Origin of the sequence: Corynebacterium sp. HMSC036E10, from assembly GCF_001836265.1 — a bacterium.
In the GTDB taxonomy this organism is placed as follows: domain Bacteria; phylum Actinomycetota; class Actinomycetes; order Mycobacteriales; family Mycobacteriaceae; genus Corynebacterium; species Corynebacterium coyleae.
Genome location: NZ_KV827930.1, coordinates 1 through 16,414, shown reverse-complemented (window position 1 = coordinate 16,414; position 16,414 = coordinate 1). Strand labels below are relative to the sequence as shown.

At 59.8% G+C, this 16,414-nt stretch carries 13 protein-coding genes; 6 read left to right on the top strand and 7 right to left on the bottom strand.

Features of this window, described 5'->3' with window-relative positions; translation table 11 throughout:
- Positions 1 to 15: 15 nt before the first annotated feature.
- Complete coding sequence (locus HMPREF2736_RS00480) at positions 16 to 210, bottom strand: hypothetical protein (protein WP_101733493.1); 195 nt, start codon at positions 208 to 210, stop codon at positions 16 to 18.
- Positions 211 to 263: 53 nt separating this feature from the next.
- On the opposite strand from HMPREF2736_RS00480, the gene HMPREF2736_RS00475 reads away from it, so the two are divergent.
- On the top strand, positions 264 to 2,297 hold the full coding sequence (locus tag HMPREF2736_RS00475; protein WP_070828647.1) for a helicase-associated domain-containing protein: 2,034 nt from the start codon (positions 264 to 266) through the stop codon (positions 2,295 to 2,297).
- Here HMPREF2736_RS00475 and HMPREF2736_RS00470 read toward each other — a convergent pair.
- On the bottom strand, positions 2,294 to 5,110 hold the full coding sequence (locus tag HMPREF2736_RS00470) for an FAD-binding and (Fe-S)-binding domain-containing protein (RefSeq protein WP_070828646.1): 2,817 nt from the start codon (positions 5,108 to 5,110) through the stop codon (positions 2,294 to 2,296). The two genes, HMPREF2736_RS00475 and HMPREF2736_RS00470, sit on opposite strands and share 4 nt — an antisense overlap.
- Positions 5,111 to 5,229: 119 nt before the next feature.
- Between HMPREF2736_RS00470 and HMPREF2736_RS00465 the strand changes: the two genes are divergently transcribed.
- Together HMPREF2736_RS00465 and HMPREF2736_RS00460 are read left to right on the top strand one after the other, a co-directional pair.
- Positions 5,230 to 6,045 (top strand): ABC transporter ATP-binding protein, encoded by an 816-nt coding sequence (locus HMPREF2736_RS00465; protein ID WP_083322925.1) that lies wholly within the window; start codon positions 5,230 to 5,232, stop codon positions 6,043 to 6,045.
- On the top strand, positions 6,045 to 7,238 hold the full coding sequence (locus HMPREF2736_RS00460; RefSeq protein ID WP_070828644.1) for an ABC transporter permease: 1,194 nt from the start codon (positions 6,045 to 6,047) through the stop codon (positions 7,236 to 7,238). The genes HMPREF2736_RS00465 and HMPREF2736_RS00460 overlap by 1 nt, the downstream gene beginning before the upstream one ends.
- Here HMPREF2736_RS00460 and HMPREF2736_RS00455 read toward each other — a convergent pair.
- Positions 7,235 to 7,447, bottom strand: coding sequence for a type II toxin-antitoxin system ParD family antitoxin (locus HMPREF2736_RS00455; protein WP_070614190.1), 213 nt, complete (start codon positions 7,445 to 7,447; stop codon positions 7,235 to 7,237). The genes HMPREF2736_RS00460 and HMPREF2736_RS00455 overlap by 4 nt on opposite strands.
- Before the next feature lie 43 nt (positions 7,448 to 7,490).
- On the opposite strand from HMPREF2736_RS00455, the gene HMPREF2736_RS00450 reads away from it, so the two are divergent.
- Together HMPREF2736_RS00450 and HMPREF2736_RS00445 are read left to right on the top strand one after the other, a co-directional pair.
- A complete protein-coding gene (locus tag HMPREF2736_RS00450; protein WP_070828643.1) occupies positions 7,491 to 9,131 on the top strand; it encodes a DNA repair helicase XPB in 1,641 nt (546 codons plus the stop codon).
- A 10-nt stretch (positions 9,132 to 9,141) separates the two neighbouring features.
- Entirely contained in the window at positions 9,142 to 9,786 is a 645-nt protein-coding gene (locus HMPREF2736_RS00445) for a DUF3239 domain-containing protein (protein WP_070828642.1), read from the top strand.
- A 244-nt stretch (positions 9,787 to 10,030) separates the two neighbouring features.
- Here the strand turns inward: HMPREF2736_RS00445 and HMPREF2736_RS00440 are convergent, their stop codons facing one another.
- The 4 genes from HMPREF2736_RS00440 to HMPREF2736_RS00425 all read right to left on the bottom strand — a co-directional run bounded on the left by HMPREF2736_RS00440 (position 10,031) and on the right by HMPREF2736_RS00425 (position 14,895).
- Positions 10,031 to 10,996 (bottom strand): asparaginase, encoded by a 966-nt coding sequence (locus tag HMPREF2736_RS00440; RefSeq protein ID WP_070483746.1) that lies wholly within the window; start codon positions 10,994 to 10,996, stop codon positions 10,031 to 10,033.
- A 130-nt stretch (positions 10,997 to 11,126) separates the two neighbouring features.
- Positions 11,127 to 11,858: a hypothetical protein gene (locus tag HMPREF2736_RS00435; RefSeq protein WP_070483748.1), complete on the bottom strand. Its 732-nt coding sequence runs from the start codon at positions 11,856 to 11,858 to the stop codon at positions 11,127 to 11,129.
- 16 nt (positions 11,859 to 11,874) lie between these two features.
- Complete coding sequence (locus tag HMPREF2736_RS00430) at positions 11,875 to 12,579, bottom strand: DUF5058 family protein (protein WP_070483751.1); 705 nt, start codon at positions 12,577 to 12,579, stop codon at positions 11,875 to 11,877.
- Between the two features lie 9 nt (positions 12,580 to 12,588).
- On the bottom strand, positions 12,589 to 14,895 hold the full coding sequence (locus tag HMPREF2736_RS00425; protein ID WP_070483753.1) for a penicillin acylase family protein: 2,307 nt from the start codon (positions 14,893 to 14,895) through the stop codon (positions 12,589 to 12,591).
- Here HMPREF2736_RS00425 and HMPREF2736_RS11820 point away from each other — a divergent pair.
- Entirely contained in the window at positions 14,845 to 15,939 is a 1,095-nt protein-coding gene (locus tag HMPREF2736_RS11820; RefSeq protein ID WP_083292001.1) for a LysR family transcriptional regulator, read from the top strand. The genes HMPREF2736_RS00425 and HMPREF2736_RS11820 overlap by 51 nt on opposite strands.
- Positions 15,940 to 16,414 lie beyond the last annotated feature (475 nt).

Here is a 16,414-nt window from a genome sequence, read left to right as displayed (position 1 = left end):
TTAAGTTCCGCTGGTTTAGCGGTTGATGCGCGTCGTCGGGTGGACGTAGCCCGTCTCTTCTGCCGGCATCGGCAGGATCAGGTCGTCGCCGAACGGGCTGGAAGCACCGGTGAACGTCGAGGTGATCTCGGTGACCGGGTGCAGGTTACCTGGGGTATTAGCGGGCCATGCGGGGTTTGCGCGCCCAATCTTCTTCACATCTTTAGCCATGCCCCTCATTCTTTCACGCCGGAGACAAAAACGCACGTAAACTCACCCCCGCAATGTCTACGTTCCCTAAGTTCTTGAGTTCGCTCGATGACGACGCGCTGCACGCCCTCATCGAGGCCCGCCCGGATGCCTTCTTCCCCGCCCCGCCGTCGGTGGGCTCACTCGCAACCAGGCTCGGCCTTCCCGGGTCGGCATCGCGCGCGTTGCGTCTCCTCAACGCCGCGGATCTGGCGGTGCTCGAGCAGCTCGCGGATGCCGGAGCGGAGCTTGAGCCTGTGAACGCCACCGGCTTCGGCTCCACTCACCACCTGCGCGAGTTGGCGCTCGTGTTTGGTCCGGATGAGGCGTTGCGTATCGCCCCCGGCACGCTGACTGCCCTGCCTCCCGGTTGGCGCGTGACCGATACGCTGCCGCCCGGCGCGACCGAGGCGCTGGCGTCACTGCCTGCGCGTGAGCGCAAGGTGCTGGACACGCTCGCGGCCTCCGGCGGGGTGGGTACAACCGCGGCGGCTGCACCAGATGCGGATCCGGATGCGCCGGTGGCCAAGTTGCTCGCGCTTGGTCTGCTTGTGCGCGTCAACGAGACCACGGTGCGCCTGCCCCGCCCGGTGCGCGACGCGATGCGTGGCGCAACGCCGCGCGTGTTCCCGCTTGCACCACCCGCCGCACCAGAGATCGATCAGGCCACTATCGACGAAACCGCAACCGCCCAGGGCCTCGACGCGGTGCGCCAGATGCGCCAACTGGTCATGACGCTGATGGATACCCCGGTGGTACTGAACAAAGACGGCACCGTCGGCGTGCGCGCGGCGGCAAACCTGGAAAAGGCACTTGGGTTCGACCCGAGCTTGCTTGTCACCGTCGGCGAGTCCGCGGGTCTTGTCGGCCGCGGCAACGTCGACGATGAGGATGTGCTCGCCGCCACTCGCGACGCCCTGACCTGGCTTGACGCGACACTGTCCGATCAGTGGGCGATCGTGCTCGCCGGCTGGGTGGCCTCCCCGTGGCGCGTGGATACAGGGGCGAAGTTGCTGAGCGACGACGCCCACGCCCCAGCGCTTCGCCACGCCCGCCTCACCATGCTGCGACACGCGGGCGACATGGACCGGATGCTCTTCCACGCCCCGCTGGAATCGTCGGGGTTCTCCGACAACCTCATCGCCGCGGTTGTCCGGGAAGCCGAATTCGTCGGCGCGCTGGCCAACCAAGCGCAGCCGACCCCGACGTTAGCCCTGATCAACGGTGAAGACGTCGCTGCAGCAACCGCCACGCTCGTGCCCGCCTCGGTGGACACGTTGATCGCCCAGGCCGACATGACGGTGCTAGCCCCGGGCCCGCTCGAGCCCGCAATGGCCGGGTTCATCGAGCGCATCGCGGAACTGGAGTCGCCTGGTCTTGCCAGCGTGTGGCGCATCTCGGAAGCCTCGGTGCGCCGCGGCCTGGACAGTGGACTGACCGCCCCGGAGATCCACTCCTGGCTGGCAGACCACGTGCTTGGCGAGGTCCCCCAGGCCATCACCTTCATCATCGACGACACTGCCCGCACCCACGGCGCCATCCGCGCCGGCGAAGCACTCGCCTACATCCGCTCCGAGGACCCGGCCCTCATCGCTACCGCAGCAGAGAAGTTAGGCCTGCGGGTCCTCGCCCCCACCGTGGCCATCTCGCGCCTGCCGCTGGCAAAGCTCATGACGGCGCTGCGCACCGCAGGCCTCCAACCCACCGCTGAGGACGACCAGGGCGTTTCCGTCAACATGGCGCCTGAGCCCGCCCTGGTCGCGCCAACGCCATCGACGCTTCCGAAGTCGCGGAGGGTGGCGCCGGATCAGGTGCGTGCGATCGTCGCAAAGCTGCGCTCTGCGGAGACCACCGATGCTGGCAGCGGGGATGCGTTTGAAACGCTGCGCGCGGCAGCGCGGGCGCGCAGGCATGTCACGGTGGGCTACGTGGACAAGCAGGGACGTGGCAAGACGATCACCGTCCTGCCGCTGAGTGTCACTGCGGGGCAGGTGGACGCGCTCGACGAGGCCAAGGACCGGGTCGTGCGCATCGCCCTGCCGCGGGTGACAAAAGTGGTGCTGGCCTAGCGGCTGGCGCGCTCCAGGATTTCCAGGATGTGCTCGTAGTCTGCGCCGGTCGCGGCCGTCAGGCCCAACTCGCAGGTGCGGTTGGACGACGCGTGGCACGCCGAGCCGAACTCCTTGGCCTCGGCCGCCTCGCGCTTGGTTGCGGCGTGGGTGAGCTCGGGGTGCAGCATGCCGCGATCCCCCGCGTAGCCACAGCAGTTCCACTCGGCCGGAACGTTTACTTCCTCTGCAGCGGCAGCCGCAACGTGCTTCAGCGTATCGACGATACCCAGGTGGGTCGCCGAGCACGTCGGGTGCAGCGTCACCGATGGCACCTTGTGGTTGACCGTGAGGCGATCGAGCACGTGCTCGTCGACAAACTCGATGGCGTCGATGACCGTGATGCCGATGTTTTCGGCCATGTCGCGGAAGCCGTGCGTGCAGCTCGACGCGTCCACCACGACCGGCAGGCGCCCGCCGTCGGTGGCGGCGATGAGCTGGTCGTTGACACGGCGCTGCATGATGTCGTGGCCGGTGCTCATGCCCTTCGAGGTCCACGGGGTGCCGCAGCACATGCCGTCGATACCCTCCGGAACGACGAGGGACAGACCGGCGCGCTCGACGAGTTTCGCAAACGCCTCCGAGGCACCGACGCCCTCGCCCTGCGGGCCGAACATGGAGTTCACACACGCCGGGACAAACACACCGACAGGCTCCGCGCCCGGCGCGCCGACCTGCGTGCCAAACGCCTTGGAGCGCTTCGCGCCGCCCTTGGAAAGTTCGGGGCGGTACTGCGGAACGGTGTCTTCCCCTACGAGGGCGCGGGCGACGTCAGTAACCTTCTGCACCAGGTTCGTCGGCATCATGTACGCGCCGGTCAGGGCTGTGGAAGCCAAGGTGTTGCCCGGACCCCACGCCTTGGCGGCGGCCGCCCAGCCGGCGGACTTCACAGCACCGGCCTGGCCGCGGCGCAGCGACTTGATGAACTTGCCGGTGTCAATACCCACCGGGCACGCGGTGACACACATGGAGTCCACGGCACAGGTATCGATGCCGTCGTACTGGTAGGCCTCGTCGATGTGCTTGACCAGCTCCATGTCGCCTTCCTGCAGCGCCTTCGCACGCGCGCGACGCACGACGATGCGCTGGCGCGGAGTCATAGTCAGGTCGCGCGAGGGGCACACCGGCTCGCAGTAGCCACACTCCACGCAGGAGTCGATTTCGTCTTCCACCTGCGGGTTGAGCTTGAAGTTCTTCATGTGTTCGCGCTCGTCGTCAGTGATGATCACGCCCGGGTTCATCACCCCGCGCGGGTCGGTGGCGCGCTTGAGCTGCACCATCACGTCGTAGAGTTCCTCGCCGTACTGACGGCGCACGTACGGCGCCATGACGCGGCCGGTGCCGTGCTCTGCCTTGAGGTTGCCGCCGGCGCCGAGCACGAGGTCCACCATGTCCTCGTTGAAGCCGTCGTAACGCGTGAGGTTCTCGTCGCCCTCGAAGCGGTCAGTGATCAGGAAGTGGATGTTGCCGTCCTTGGCGTGGCCGAAGATGACGGCGTCGTCGTACCGGTAGGCGTCGAAAAGCTGCTGCAACCCGCCGCAAGTGTCGGCGAGGTCTTCGACGGGCACTGCGATGTCCTCAAGCAGCGCGGTGGTGCCGGACGGGCGCGCCTCCGCGACCTGGGCGTAGAGGCCCTTGCGGAACGCCCACGCCTTGGCTGCCTCGATGGGGTCGGTGCTGAACTGCGCCGGGGTCTGCAGGTCGAACTCGCGCAGGAGTTTGGAGCCAGCCTGCTCGTATTCGCGCAGCTGCTCGGCCTCGTTGGCGTGGTATTCGATGAGCAGCGCCGCCTGGCCGCCAAGTTCGAAGCCGGTGATCTGCTCCGGCACCGAATCAAAGGTGCGGCCGACCTTGATGGAGCGCGAATCCATCAACTCCAGCGTCGCCGCCTTCGACTCAAACAGGGCCGGCAGGGAGCGCGTCGCGGCGTCCAGTGTCGGGTACACCGCGATGGTGGTCGTCTTCAGTTTCGGCACCTCGATGGTGCGCAGGACGGCCTCTGCGATGAACGCGAGTGTGCCCTCGGATGCGACCAGCAGGTGCATGAAGATGTCCAGCGGCGAGTCGTAATCCAAGAACGAATTCAGGCTGTAGCCCATCGTGTTTTTCAGCGCGAAGTGGCGCTCGATGGTGTCTACGGATTCCTTGTTGTCGCGCACACGTCGCTTGAGCTTCTCGATCGTGTCCACGAGCTCCGGCTCCTGGCGCGCGAACTGCGCTTCCGCATCTGGGTGGGCGGTGTTGATCACGGTGCCGGACGGCAGGACGAAGGTGACGGACTCGATGGTGTTGTAGGTGTTGAACTCCGTACCGCACGCCATGCCGGAGGAGTTGTTGGCAATCACGCCACCCATCGTCGCGGCGCCCTCGGACGCCGGGTCCGGTCCGATCTTGCGGCCGAACGCGGCCAGGTGCGCGTTGACCTGGCGCACCGTGGAGCCGGGCTGGACACGCACGCGCTTGCCACCGTCAAGTACCTCCACGCCGCGGAAGTGCTTACGCACGTCCACCAGCATGCCCGCACCACCTGCCTGGCCGGACAGGGAGGTACCGCCGCCGCGAAGCACCACTGGGGCGCCGGAGGATGCCGACGCGCGGAACGCCGCCGCAACGTCGTTCGCGTTGCGCGCCTCCACCACCACATCCGGGGTGTAGAGGAAGTGGGATGCGTCGTGGGCGTACTTGATGCGGTCGATCGGGCGCGTGGACAGCGCCTCGTCGGCGCCGAGTTCGCGGGCCAGATGCGCCGCAGGGGATGAGATGGTTGCAGTCATGAGTTCATGGTAAACCCGCCCTGAGCGAAGTCGAATCCTTTGCTAGTTTTTGTCGGGTGACTACGTTTCAGATTCAGGACCTTCACAAACGCTTCGGCGACGTCCAGGCCCTCGACGGAATGGACTTCACCGTCCGCGACGGGGAAATGTACGGTTTCGTCGGTTCCAACGGCGCCGGAAAATCCACCACGATGCGCATCGCGTTGGGCGTGCTCAGCGCCGATTCTGGCGAGGTGCTCCTCGATGGGCGTCCGCTTGACGACGACTCCCGTCGCCGCATCGGCTACATGCCAGAAGAACGCGGGCTCTACGGCAAGGAAAAGATCCTGGATCAGCTGATCTTTTTGGCCAAACTCCACGGCGTCGACGGCGCAGCCGCCAAAAGGCGCGGCACCGAACTGCTCGAGGAGTTGGGCCTCGGTGAGCGTCTGGGCGACAAGCTCGACGACCTCTCCCTGGGCAACCAGCAGCGCGTGCAGTTGGCCGCCAGCCTGATCCACGATCCGGAGGTGCTCATCCTCGACGAGCCGTTCTCCGGCCTGGACCCGGTTGCCGTGGACGTGATGAGCACGATGCTCACCGACCGCGCCCGCGCCGGCGTGCCAGTCATCTTCTCGTCGCACCAGCTCGATTTGGTGCAGCGGCTTTGCGACCGCATCGGCATCGTCACCCGCGGCCGCATGGTGGCCGAAGGCACCGTCGATGAGCTGCGCTCGGGCGGCCCGGTGCGTTTCCGCGTCGGCACGCAGGCGCGCGGCTGGATCCCCGACTGCGCCACGCTTATTAGCGACACTCCCACCCACGTCATCGTCGAAACCACTTCCGCCGACAACGACCAGGACATCCTCCGCGCCGCCATGGCCGCCGGCCCAGTCCACGAGTTCACCCGCGTCGTGCCGGATCTGGCCGAGCTGTTCAAGGAGGTTGTGAAGTAATGAAGACCTACTCCCCCATGCACACCATCACCACCACCGCGAAGCGCGAGGTGCAGATTCTGCTGCTGAAGAAGGGCGTCATTGTCACGCTCGTGATCATGTTGCTGGCCATTCTCGGCATGATCGGCTTCGGCACCTGGATGAAAAACAAGGACGACGCCGAAGCGGAAGCCGGCGGCCCGGCCATCGCCGCCGTGGGCATCGCAGAGCAGCTTCTCGACGACGCCGGCTACGACGCCCGCACCGCCACCGACCGCAACGAAGCCGAACAGTTAGTCCGCGACGGCGACGTGGAGGCCGCCCTGATTGTCGAGGGCGACACCTGGGAAGTCCTTGCGGACGGCTCCCCCTCCACCACCATCCTCACCGGCCTCGACGCCCTCTCCCAACAGCAGGCGCGCGCCGAAACCTTAAGCAACCTGGGCATTAGCCCCGCCGACTACGAGGCCGCCTCACCGCGGATCAACGTCGTGCCGGTGGACATCAACGACATCGAAGGCGACGACACCGCACAGCTATTGCCCCGCCTGGTCACCACCTTCTTCGCGCTGATCATCGTCATGTTCACGGTGATCACATTTGTGGCCCAGGTGGGCAGCCGCGTCACCGAGGAGAAGTCGTCGCGTGTCGTCGAGCTCATCTTGGCCTCCGTTCGCCCGCTGGACTTCCTCGCCGGCAAACTGCTGGGCACCGTCATCTTCGGATTCCTCGCCACCGCAATGTTGCTTGCTGTCGGCGGCATTGGTCTGAAGGTCTCGGGTCTTATCGACGATGTCGAAGTCGACTGGTCCGTCCTCCCCATCCTGCTTGTCGCCTGGCTGTTGTCCATGCTGTTTTTCGGCGGCCTCTACGCCGCCGCCGGCGCGATGGTGCAGCGCACCGAGGACCTGCAGTCCACCCAGATGCCGATTCTGATCCTGCTGATGGCGTGCGTGTACATCTCGTCGTTTGGTTGGTCCAACACCGACTCAACCTTCATGCAGGTGATGAGCTGGATCCCGCCGTTTTCGATCTTCAGCGCGCCCTTGACCTACGCAGCTGGCGACTTCACCGCCGTCCAGCTCGCGGGATCCTTCGCACTCGCTGCGGTCACCACCGTGCTCGTCGTGTGGGGCGCCGCCGGCATTTACAAGCGCACGATCCTCAACAACGGCAGCGTAACCAAGTGGTCACAGGTGCTTCGGAGGGGTTAGCGCAGTTCGTCGATAAACGCCTTCGCGTCAATGTCGCCGTTCTCCGCGGCCTTGCGTAGCGCTTTAAACTTCTGCTCCCGCTCCTCCACCAGTCGCAGGCCTTCGCGCAGGACTTCGCTGGCGGAGGCGTAGCGGCCGTCTTCGAGCAGTTGGGCGATGAATTTGTCGTAGCGTTCGCCGAGGACAACGGATGTGTTTTTCGCAGCCATGCCCGTAGACTACCAACGCCTACGAACAGGAGGAGTAGATCGCATGGCTCTCGGCGACGGCCCGCTTATCGTCCAGTCGGACAAAACTGTGCTGCTCGAGGTCGCGCACCCGGACGCACCCAAAGCCCGTGCCGCGCTCGCCCCGTTTGCGGAGCTCGAGCGCGCACCTGAGCACATCCACACCTACCGCATCACCCCGCTCGCGCTGTGGAACGCGCGCGCCGCCGGCTTCGACGCCGAGCAGGCCGTTGACGTGCTCGAACGGTTCTCCCGCTTCCCCGTCCCACAGCCGCTGCTCGTGGATGTTGCGGAGACCATGGCGCGCTACGGCCGTCTCAAGCTGGTCAAGCACCCCGCGCACGGGCTCATCCTCGAGGCCGACGACCCGGCAATCCTCACCGAGGTCACCCGCTCCAAGAAGATCATTCCGCTGGTCGCATCGCGTATCGACGACACCACCATCCCCGTCCACCCATCCGCCCGCGGCCAAATCAAACAGGAACTGACCAAACTCGGCTGGCCTGTGGAGGACCTCGCCGGCTACGTCGACGGCGAGTCTCACCCGATCGCGCTCAACCACGACGGTTGGGAGTTGCGCGACTACCAGCAGTACGCCGCCGAGTCATTCTGGGAGGGCGGCTCCGGCGTCGTCGTGTTGCCGTGCGGCGCGGGCAAAACCATTGTGGGCGCGGCGTCGATGGCGCAGGCGCAGACCACCACGCTGATCCTGGTCACCAACACCGTCGCTGGCCGCCAATGGCGCGACGAACTGCTGCGCCGCACCACGCTCACGCCCGAGGAGATCGGCGAGTACTCCGGGGAGAAGAAGGAGATCCGCCCGGTCACCATCGCCACTTACCAGGTGGTCACCCGCAAGACGAAGGGTGAATACCGCGCGCTCGAACTTTTCGACTCCCGCGACTGGGGCCTCATCATCTACGACGAAGTCCATCTCCTGCCCGCCCCCGTCTTCCGCATGGCCGCCGACCTCCAGTCCCGCCGGCGCCTGGGCCTGACCGCCACGCTGGTGCGCGAGGACGGCCGCGAGGACGACGTGTTCTCCCTCATCGGCCCCAAGCGTTACGACGCCCCCTGGAAAGAACTCGAAATGGCCGGCTACATCGCCACCGCCGAATGCGTCGAAGTGCGCACCACACTTGGCGACGACGAACGCCTCACCTACGCCACCGCCGAAACCCGCGAACGCTACCGGTTGGCGGCGTGTTCGAAGGCGAAGCTTGGGGTCGTCGATAAGCTGCTTGCAAAACATGAAGGCCAGCAGACCTTGATCATCGGCGCCTACGTCGACCAACTCGAGGAGATCGCCGCGCGCATCGACGCCCCACTTGTCGACGGCAAAACCACCACCAAGAAACGCGAAGAAGCCTTCCAGGCCTTCCGCGACGGCGAAATCTCCACGCTGGTGGTGTCCAAGGTGGCGAACTTCTCCATCGACCTGCCCGAAGCCGCCGTGGCCATCCAGGTTTCCGGCACCTTCGGCTCCCGCCAAGAAGAAGCGCAGCGCCTGGGCCGGCTGCTGCGCCCTAAGGCCGACGGCGCAGAGGCCGTGTTCTACACCGTTGTCGCCCGCGACACCCTCGACGCCGAATACGCCATCCACCGCCAGCGCTTCCTCGCCGAGCAGGGCTACGCGTATCGACTCGTCGACGCCTCCGACCTCTAAACTCTTCCCCATGAAGGTTTTCAAGTTCGACGTCGACGAAGAGTATGCAAAGCAACACAACGAAATGATCCGCGACACCCGCAGCCTCGTCGCTTCAGGCGTCGCCCTCTTTGTGATCTCCCTGCTCGGCGCCGCAGCCGTCTGGTTCTTCGTCGACCCCGAATCCCCCTGGCACACCCTGGGCACGTTCGGCCTTGCCCTCTTCGGCCTCATGATGCTCGTCGTGGGCCTGCTCATCCCCCGCAGTGTGGGCAAGACGCAAGAACTTTACGACGCCAACCCGCTGGCCCCAGCCATCATCACCGAACGCGTCGGCACCACCATCACCCTGACCGCCCTGGTGAACCTCAACGTCGAGCCCTCCCTGCCGCCACGCTGGGGCATCACCTCCCGCGTCTACCACCCGATCCCCAACACTTCGGACAAGGCGGGCACCAAGATCCCTGTCGCCGCCGTGGGCGCCCAGCGCTCCACACAGAACAAGAAGATGTGGCAGATGATCACCCCGATGCCGATCGCCTGGGGCACCCCCGACGTGGCCGTCATCGACGAAGCCCGCAACGCCGTCCCCGGCGACCAATGGTCCAAACTCGAGCGCGCCCGCAAGAAGAAGGACCTCCTCGAGCAGTCCAAGAACACCGTCGTGGAGTTGTAGTTCTGTCCTTTGCGGGCCCTCAGGCACCGCCTGCTTCGGTTGCTCTGGCGGCTCCGCCAGCTCTGCGCCATGCTGCGCCACGCCTCGCTGCGCCACGACGCGCCAAAATGTAAAACGTGACATCATACCTTTCGCTGACCTGGGCGGAGTGTAAAATCACGCAGCCAGCTGAGCTACATTTTGCACCGGTGTCAACGGGAACCCGCGCTTCTGTCTAAAACTCCAAGTCCCCTAGCCGAGCATCTCAACCGCGTAAACGGATAAATCTTTCGCGGAACGCCTGAAAATTTTCTGCGGTACTTGCGGCGACTGCGGCCAACACCCTGGCCTGAAAAACGCTTAGGGTTCCTGCAGTAATTGCCCCTGCTCTGACCAGGTCAACACCTCCACCGTTCCCATACATCGGAATCACTGGACCTTCTTCAACGCGTGTTGCAAGAATAACGGGAATATCCGATTCAGCAGTTTTAGCAATAGCCTCTGCAAACCCTATTCCCGCATTGCCAGAACCACAGCCTTCAAGAACTATTGCCGTAGGATCTGTAGCGCGTGCCGCTTCGAATAGGACTGTATCGGTTCCAATGCCATAGGTAATGATTGGAATGTTTCCCTCAGAAAATTTACCAGCATCAAAATCAAGAGTCTCGTTCGTCTCAGGCAAAGCAACGAGCGTAAAGGCGTCCTCGTAAACCTCCCCTACTTTCGTTCCAGTGAATGCCTGCGACTGGATCGTGTGACACTTCCGAACCCCTCGAGCGTTCCAAACATTTCCTGCAAAACACACCACAACTCCGAGATTACGAGCCCTCGGCGATGCAGCAACCGTCAAAGAATCTTGGAGATTCCGTGGTCCATCAGAGTCCGGTGTATCGAAAGTACGTTGGGCACCAGTAAGCACGATAGGCTTATCAGTCGCAATTACAAGGTCAAGAAAATAAGCAGTTTCCTCCATCGTGTCTGTCCCGTGCGTGATCACGGCACCAATGCAATCAGAGTCCTTGAGAGATCGGTTTACGACATCGGCAATCACTGACAAGTCCTCAAATGTGAGGCGGTAGCTGCCCTCTGAAATGGCATCGACCCGTCTTACTTCCAGATTGCTTTCGGTCCCTAAATCAAACATCTCGGCTGTCACCCCGACGGAAGCTCCATCCTCTGAACGAGTTGAAGCAATCGTTCCGCCAGTCGCAATCAATGCAACGTACGCCATATCCGTCTCCTATTGACCAAATGCGTTGTTATCGGAAAAGCGCTCTCTTTCTTCTTTTCCCAATTTCACCCATCCCAGTGTCAAGGATCAAGACACTGGGACTGTGAGGCGAGCAGACTCTCGAGATCGATTAAATCTCAACTCTTCCGGGGACAGTTTCCTTGCCACCATCTTGCGCTTTGTTCGCAGCACGAGAACCGAAGAACATTGATGCGGCGACCGAGCTCAGTACAACAATCGGTAGAGAGAATGCCGTCCAGTCAGGGAAAGCAGGCGCGAAAGCGAATACGACTCCGGCTGCAGTCACAAGCGAAACCAGTGTCGTGGGAATCGACTTAACCACTACAGCCAATTGCACAAAGACTGCACCAATAATCGCGGGAAGAATGTAGTCAAAAGTTGCGCGAACACTCTCAGGAAGAACTGCAATAATCCAGTTGCCGAAAATAGCTACTGCAAGGATCATCACTGTTACGTGAACAATAACAGCACCAGAAATAGCGGCAACTGCTGTTAGCTCTGCTTTCTTCGTACCTGGCTTAGCATCGACTGCTGCTTGTGCTGTCACAGACGCGGGAAGTAACTTGTTAGAGATATTTCCTACGAGCCAGGCTTGATAAGTGCCTGACACTCCCAGCATCGGGAAATAGGTTGCAGGTTCAACAACCCAGTTCGCAGCATAAATTACGGCAACCGCCAAGAAACATGTGCCGAGTACTCCCCACCCCGGAAACAACCCTTCGACCGTGAAGAGGTAGATCGGAGCGGCCATTGCCAGAATCAACCCGAGCCCAACTGTGATTCTGCCCCAAAAATTAATCCGGTTAATGTAAACGTCATCAGACATTGCTTTGGTCTTCATTTCAGATGCTCCTCGATTACGCAGCCACAAAGTATGCAACTGCTAGGCCAATAATCATTGCAAAACCAAGCGCCCACTCTCTGAGCCAACGCATATTCAATCGCTCCGACAACAGTAGGAAGATCACCATTGCACCGGAGGAGCCCGCCATGACGGCCAGGTTCTTCGATCCGCCAGAGGCCTGACTGACAGTCAGGAAGGCAAAAGCACCCAGAAGTGCGCCTCCTGTTAGTGCAGCCATAGCCCATGGCTTCCATTCGCTTAGCTTCTCGGACATCTTGCCCATCGCACTAGTTGCTAGAACTACCTCGAGCATCCAGACTCCTGCGCCCAACGCCATTGTGAAGAAGACCGTGGCGAAAACAACTGCGTCAAAGTTCTCGCTCCCCATCGGTGCATTCATTGATTCAGCTGCAGCATTTGCGGCAGCCAGCTCATACGGCACCGATCCAATCATTCCGATACGCATTAGGACGGGCGGAGTACCGAAGATAGGAATCAGGGACAAGGCCACGATCCCCACTGCCACAGACGGTCCAATCGCTGAAATAGCCCCAGCCCTCATTGCCTGCATAAGTTCTTTATTCTCAATATGGCCTTCCTGGGCATTTTGCTTGGCTAGGCGAAAGAACACGACTGCCTGAAAAACAATCACAGCCATTACGGCTAGCGAAAACATCCACATGGCTGGCGATTGAGCATACGAAATATAATCGGGCATTTTTCTCTCCTATCGCGGCTTCAAAATAATTAGTTGACGGCGGTGTTTTTCAATTAGACCTTTGGAGTACAGCAAAGGAAATGGCTCTCCTTTCACCCATCTGTCCATGTGTTCAAACTGGTATCCAGACGAGAGATCTCCGCTTTGCCCTGGTCCATTAAGCGCAATTGAGTTGTCCCATTCCCCAACGTCAATCGCTACCCTGAATGAGCTGCCATAGATCTGCCTGTAATCCCCCGTACTGGCGTATCCAGCCAGGCCAACTGTCTCTCCACTTCCTGGCACTTCATATTCCCCAGAGCGAACCAACTTTTCTTCTACACCTGCTTCGATGAGCAAATCAGCAAACGCGTGATCGGCGTAGCGCATATGAACATCACCCCAGGGGCAAAGCTTGTCCATGTCGACAAAGGCGTCAAAACTGATAAGTGCATGTTCTACAGCAAGATCAAGCTTCCTTTGGTCGGAGTCAGCCCAATCCCGCATAAGGCTCAAAGCAACTCGAGAATCTCTCTCAGCAGCCAGGTCCGGAATAAGAATCCCAAGAATCTTCTCAGCCTCGCCCTCGTATCCCAAGGTCTTAAGTTGAGAACGCAGGACGGTAGGGACCAAGTGTTCCCAGAAAAACAGTTCCCATGCATGCGCTTGTGTCGACCCAGCCGACATCCGAAAATCCCATGCGTCAACAAGTCTCCCGAGTGCATGGTCCTGAAACTGCGCGACTTGCTTGAGTACGACGATCGTTTCCCGTGCATGCAGGTTTAAATCATCTGTTTGAAAATCAAATGCTTCCCGAATCGTGACCTCTCGTGCGTCATCTAGCCACTCTTTGATACGCCGATAACGGACATCGTCGTACCACTCATAGGAGATATGCACTTCCCGTGGGAATTCTTCTGGCAAAAGATACTGGTTCGCAGTGGCAAAATAGCCGCTATCTTTCGCGAACCCAGGCAGAACATCGTTGTCATAGAAGCCATCCCAAACGTACTGACCATCACCCGGAACCGGGAACAGACCATTCCAATTCTTCCGCTTGGGAATAATGCCACCAGGTTGCCAGGCGATTCTCCCACCAGGTTCGGCAACGATCTGGTTTTCAGGCGGAGCACACCATCGATTCATCGCCTCGAGAAACTCATCAATATTATCGGCCCGCATGTATTCAATAGAACCGAGATAAGGTGCCCCTCCAGGCTCTAGCCAAGCGGCTGCCAGTGATACTGCGACGTGCCTCTCAGGGTCATGATAGATAACTGGACCAAACTCTGAGAAACGGAGAACGACCGTCTGCTCCGGCCCATCGCACGAGTGAATCTCCTCCGTAACTTCTGAGAACTTTCGCCAAGCACCTTCAAATTGATACTCATCTGGGTTATTCGGATTCAGCACATGGACAAAGAGATCTTCCTGGTCAATGGCGAAAATCGTAAGCCCGAACGCGACTTTGCCATTGTGTCCAATAGAAACCCCCGGGAGTAGTGGCTCTCCACCACCTATTACATCGAAGTCCCTACAAGATAGGTGCGCAATATACCGCAATGACGGCATACTCGACGTAACGCGGTGGGGGTCGTTACAAAGAATTGGCCTTCCTGTAGAGGTCAAATCACCAGACAGAACCCAGTTGTTTGAACCATCACTTGGCTGCTGCACACGACCGATTCCAGAGTTGGAATCTTCGGATCGAACAATAGGCCCAGTTCCAAGCCAATAGTCTTTCATCACGTCTTCTGCGAACACAGAAAAATCTAGCCCCTCAGGAACTTCAAACTCTATTGCGGGCTCAAAAAGCTTGCGCAGACTCGCAACTGAGTGGTTCCATTCATGAGCTAACCGCGCCCGTACTGCCTCTTCCGCGGCATTAAAAGACAGAGAATGGGAACGAAGCCTCAGTAGATCCTCTGGCGCCCATTTCTCGGGTAGGTAACCTAACTTTTCGAATTCAAGGGGAAGCGGCATAGCACCACTCACCACCAAATCAATGAAGCCATTCACCCCATTTACAAAACTTGTCACGATAGCTTTCGCATCGTTACCGTAGGCAAGCCACTCAGCACGAAAATCTCCACGGTAGATAAAAAGACGTGCAGCCCTGTCCCATTCCACGAAATCACTACCGAATACCTCGGCGAGCCGTCCGAGCCCTCTTCTTCGGGAAAAATCTAACTGGAACAGACGATCTCGCGCAGCGTTGAAGCCTTGCGCTAGAAAGACATCGTTTTTCGTTGAGCCGAAAATGTGTGGAACGCCCCATTCATCAACATGAATTTCAACCTCATCTTCGAGGTAACGCAATTCGAAATAGTCAGCCATCACACCCTCCTCATAGTGCCTTCGCTTACATCAATTGACCATTTGTGCCTGCGCTCACAATTGGATCCCAGAAAACTAACATCTTGCCGCTATGCTTTGAATAACTATCAACCGTTACCCCCCATACCTCTAGGACATACCTTGGACTTAAGCGAAATTCGGACCCTCCATACTGTGGTTAGCGAAGGGTCGATGAGTCGGGCAGCCAGCTTTCTAGAACTGGCGCAGCCAACTGTCTCCAGACAAATTCGCGCGATCGAAGAAGAAATCGGGACACAAGTCTTCTACAGGCGCTCTACAGGCACTGTTCTCACGCCAGCCGGGGAAGAGTTCGTATCACTTACTAAAGGAATTCTTCTCGAACTCGACAGATCGATAGCTCTCATGAAACTGAGATATTCAAGAAAATCTGTATTCAAAATCGCATGCACACAGACCACAGCGCACGCAATCCTCGCCCCGTTCATTGCCGATGTAAACCCCCCAATCATCGACCTAGTAATCGTTGACGCCACTGAAGCGGACAAGCGACTTGAGACTGGAGCCGACCTGGCCATCACGACTCTGAGACCTCCCCCAGATCGTTGTTCAATGGAGGTTGCTAGCCTAAATATCAGGGTCCAAGCGCCAGATATTGCTATACAAAAAGTATCGAAAGAACACCACTTCATCGATCTAGAAAATTTCAAAGACGAAGAATGGATACTCCCAAGAACCGGCGTGCCCCACGCCGTATTCTCTAAATACAACACACTGAATAGCGAGGTTCGAAAACGTTATGTAACCACGGGGGTAGTTGCACAAAGCCTCGCCGCAAATGGATACGGCTACGCCATAGTTACCGAATTACCCGCTCTAGGGTTAGCAGCAAAAACCGCGCGCGCAAATGGCGAACCAATTACCTGCCCCCTTTTCGCATCCTGGGATACACGGCATGAGGCCGACGAAGAACTACGATCTATCGCAAATCGCTTAGCCTTCTGGTTAAAAAACGCACCCGGAGCAGCTGGAATCACCCCCGAAAATGACGCTTTCGAATCATGACAAAATTACAAAAAGCGCCCCGCAGACGTGCCGACGTTCGCATTTGCCGGAGAGCGTCGTGCAGCATACTACAGACAGGTTGTAGAACTACTCGACTGCCTTTGGCCACATGAAAATTTCTCCACATTGCCGACAAACGTACTCCGCATTGCGGACAAGTGGGGATACACCAACTATTTCGACATGGTTGCTGGGATACCTCTTTAAGAGCACGGTCAAAAACTGGGCTGATGCGACAAGGACAAACTCCGCGTTGCGGACAAGTTGGTAAACACCAACGATTCTGATGCAGTCAACCTCGTCGCCGATACGTCAATAAATGCCCATGACTATGCAGGGGCATAGTGGCGCCCGCTGACCCCTCACCCGCATTGCAGACACTGCGAATCTGCATTGCGGACAAGTGGGTGGTCACCAACGATTCCGGTGCCGGCAACCAAGTTGTCAGATGCGGGTTTTTGGTACCGGTGTTCCG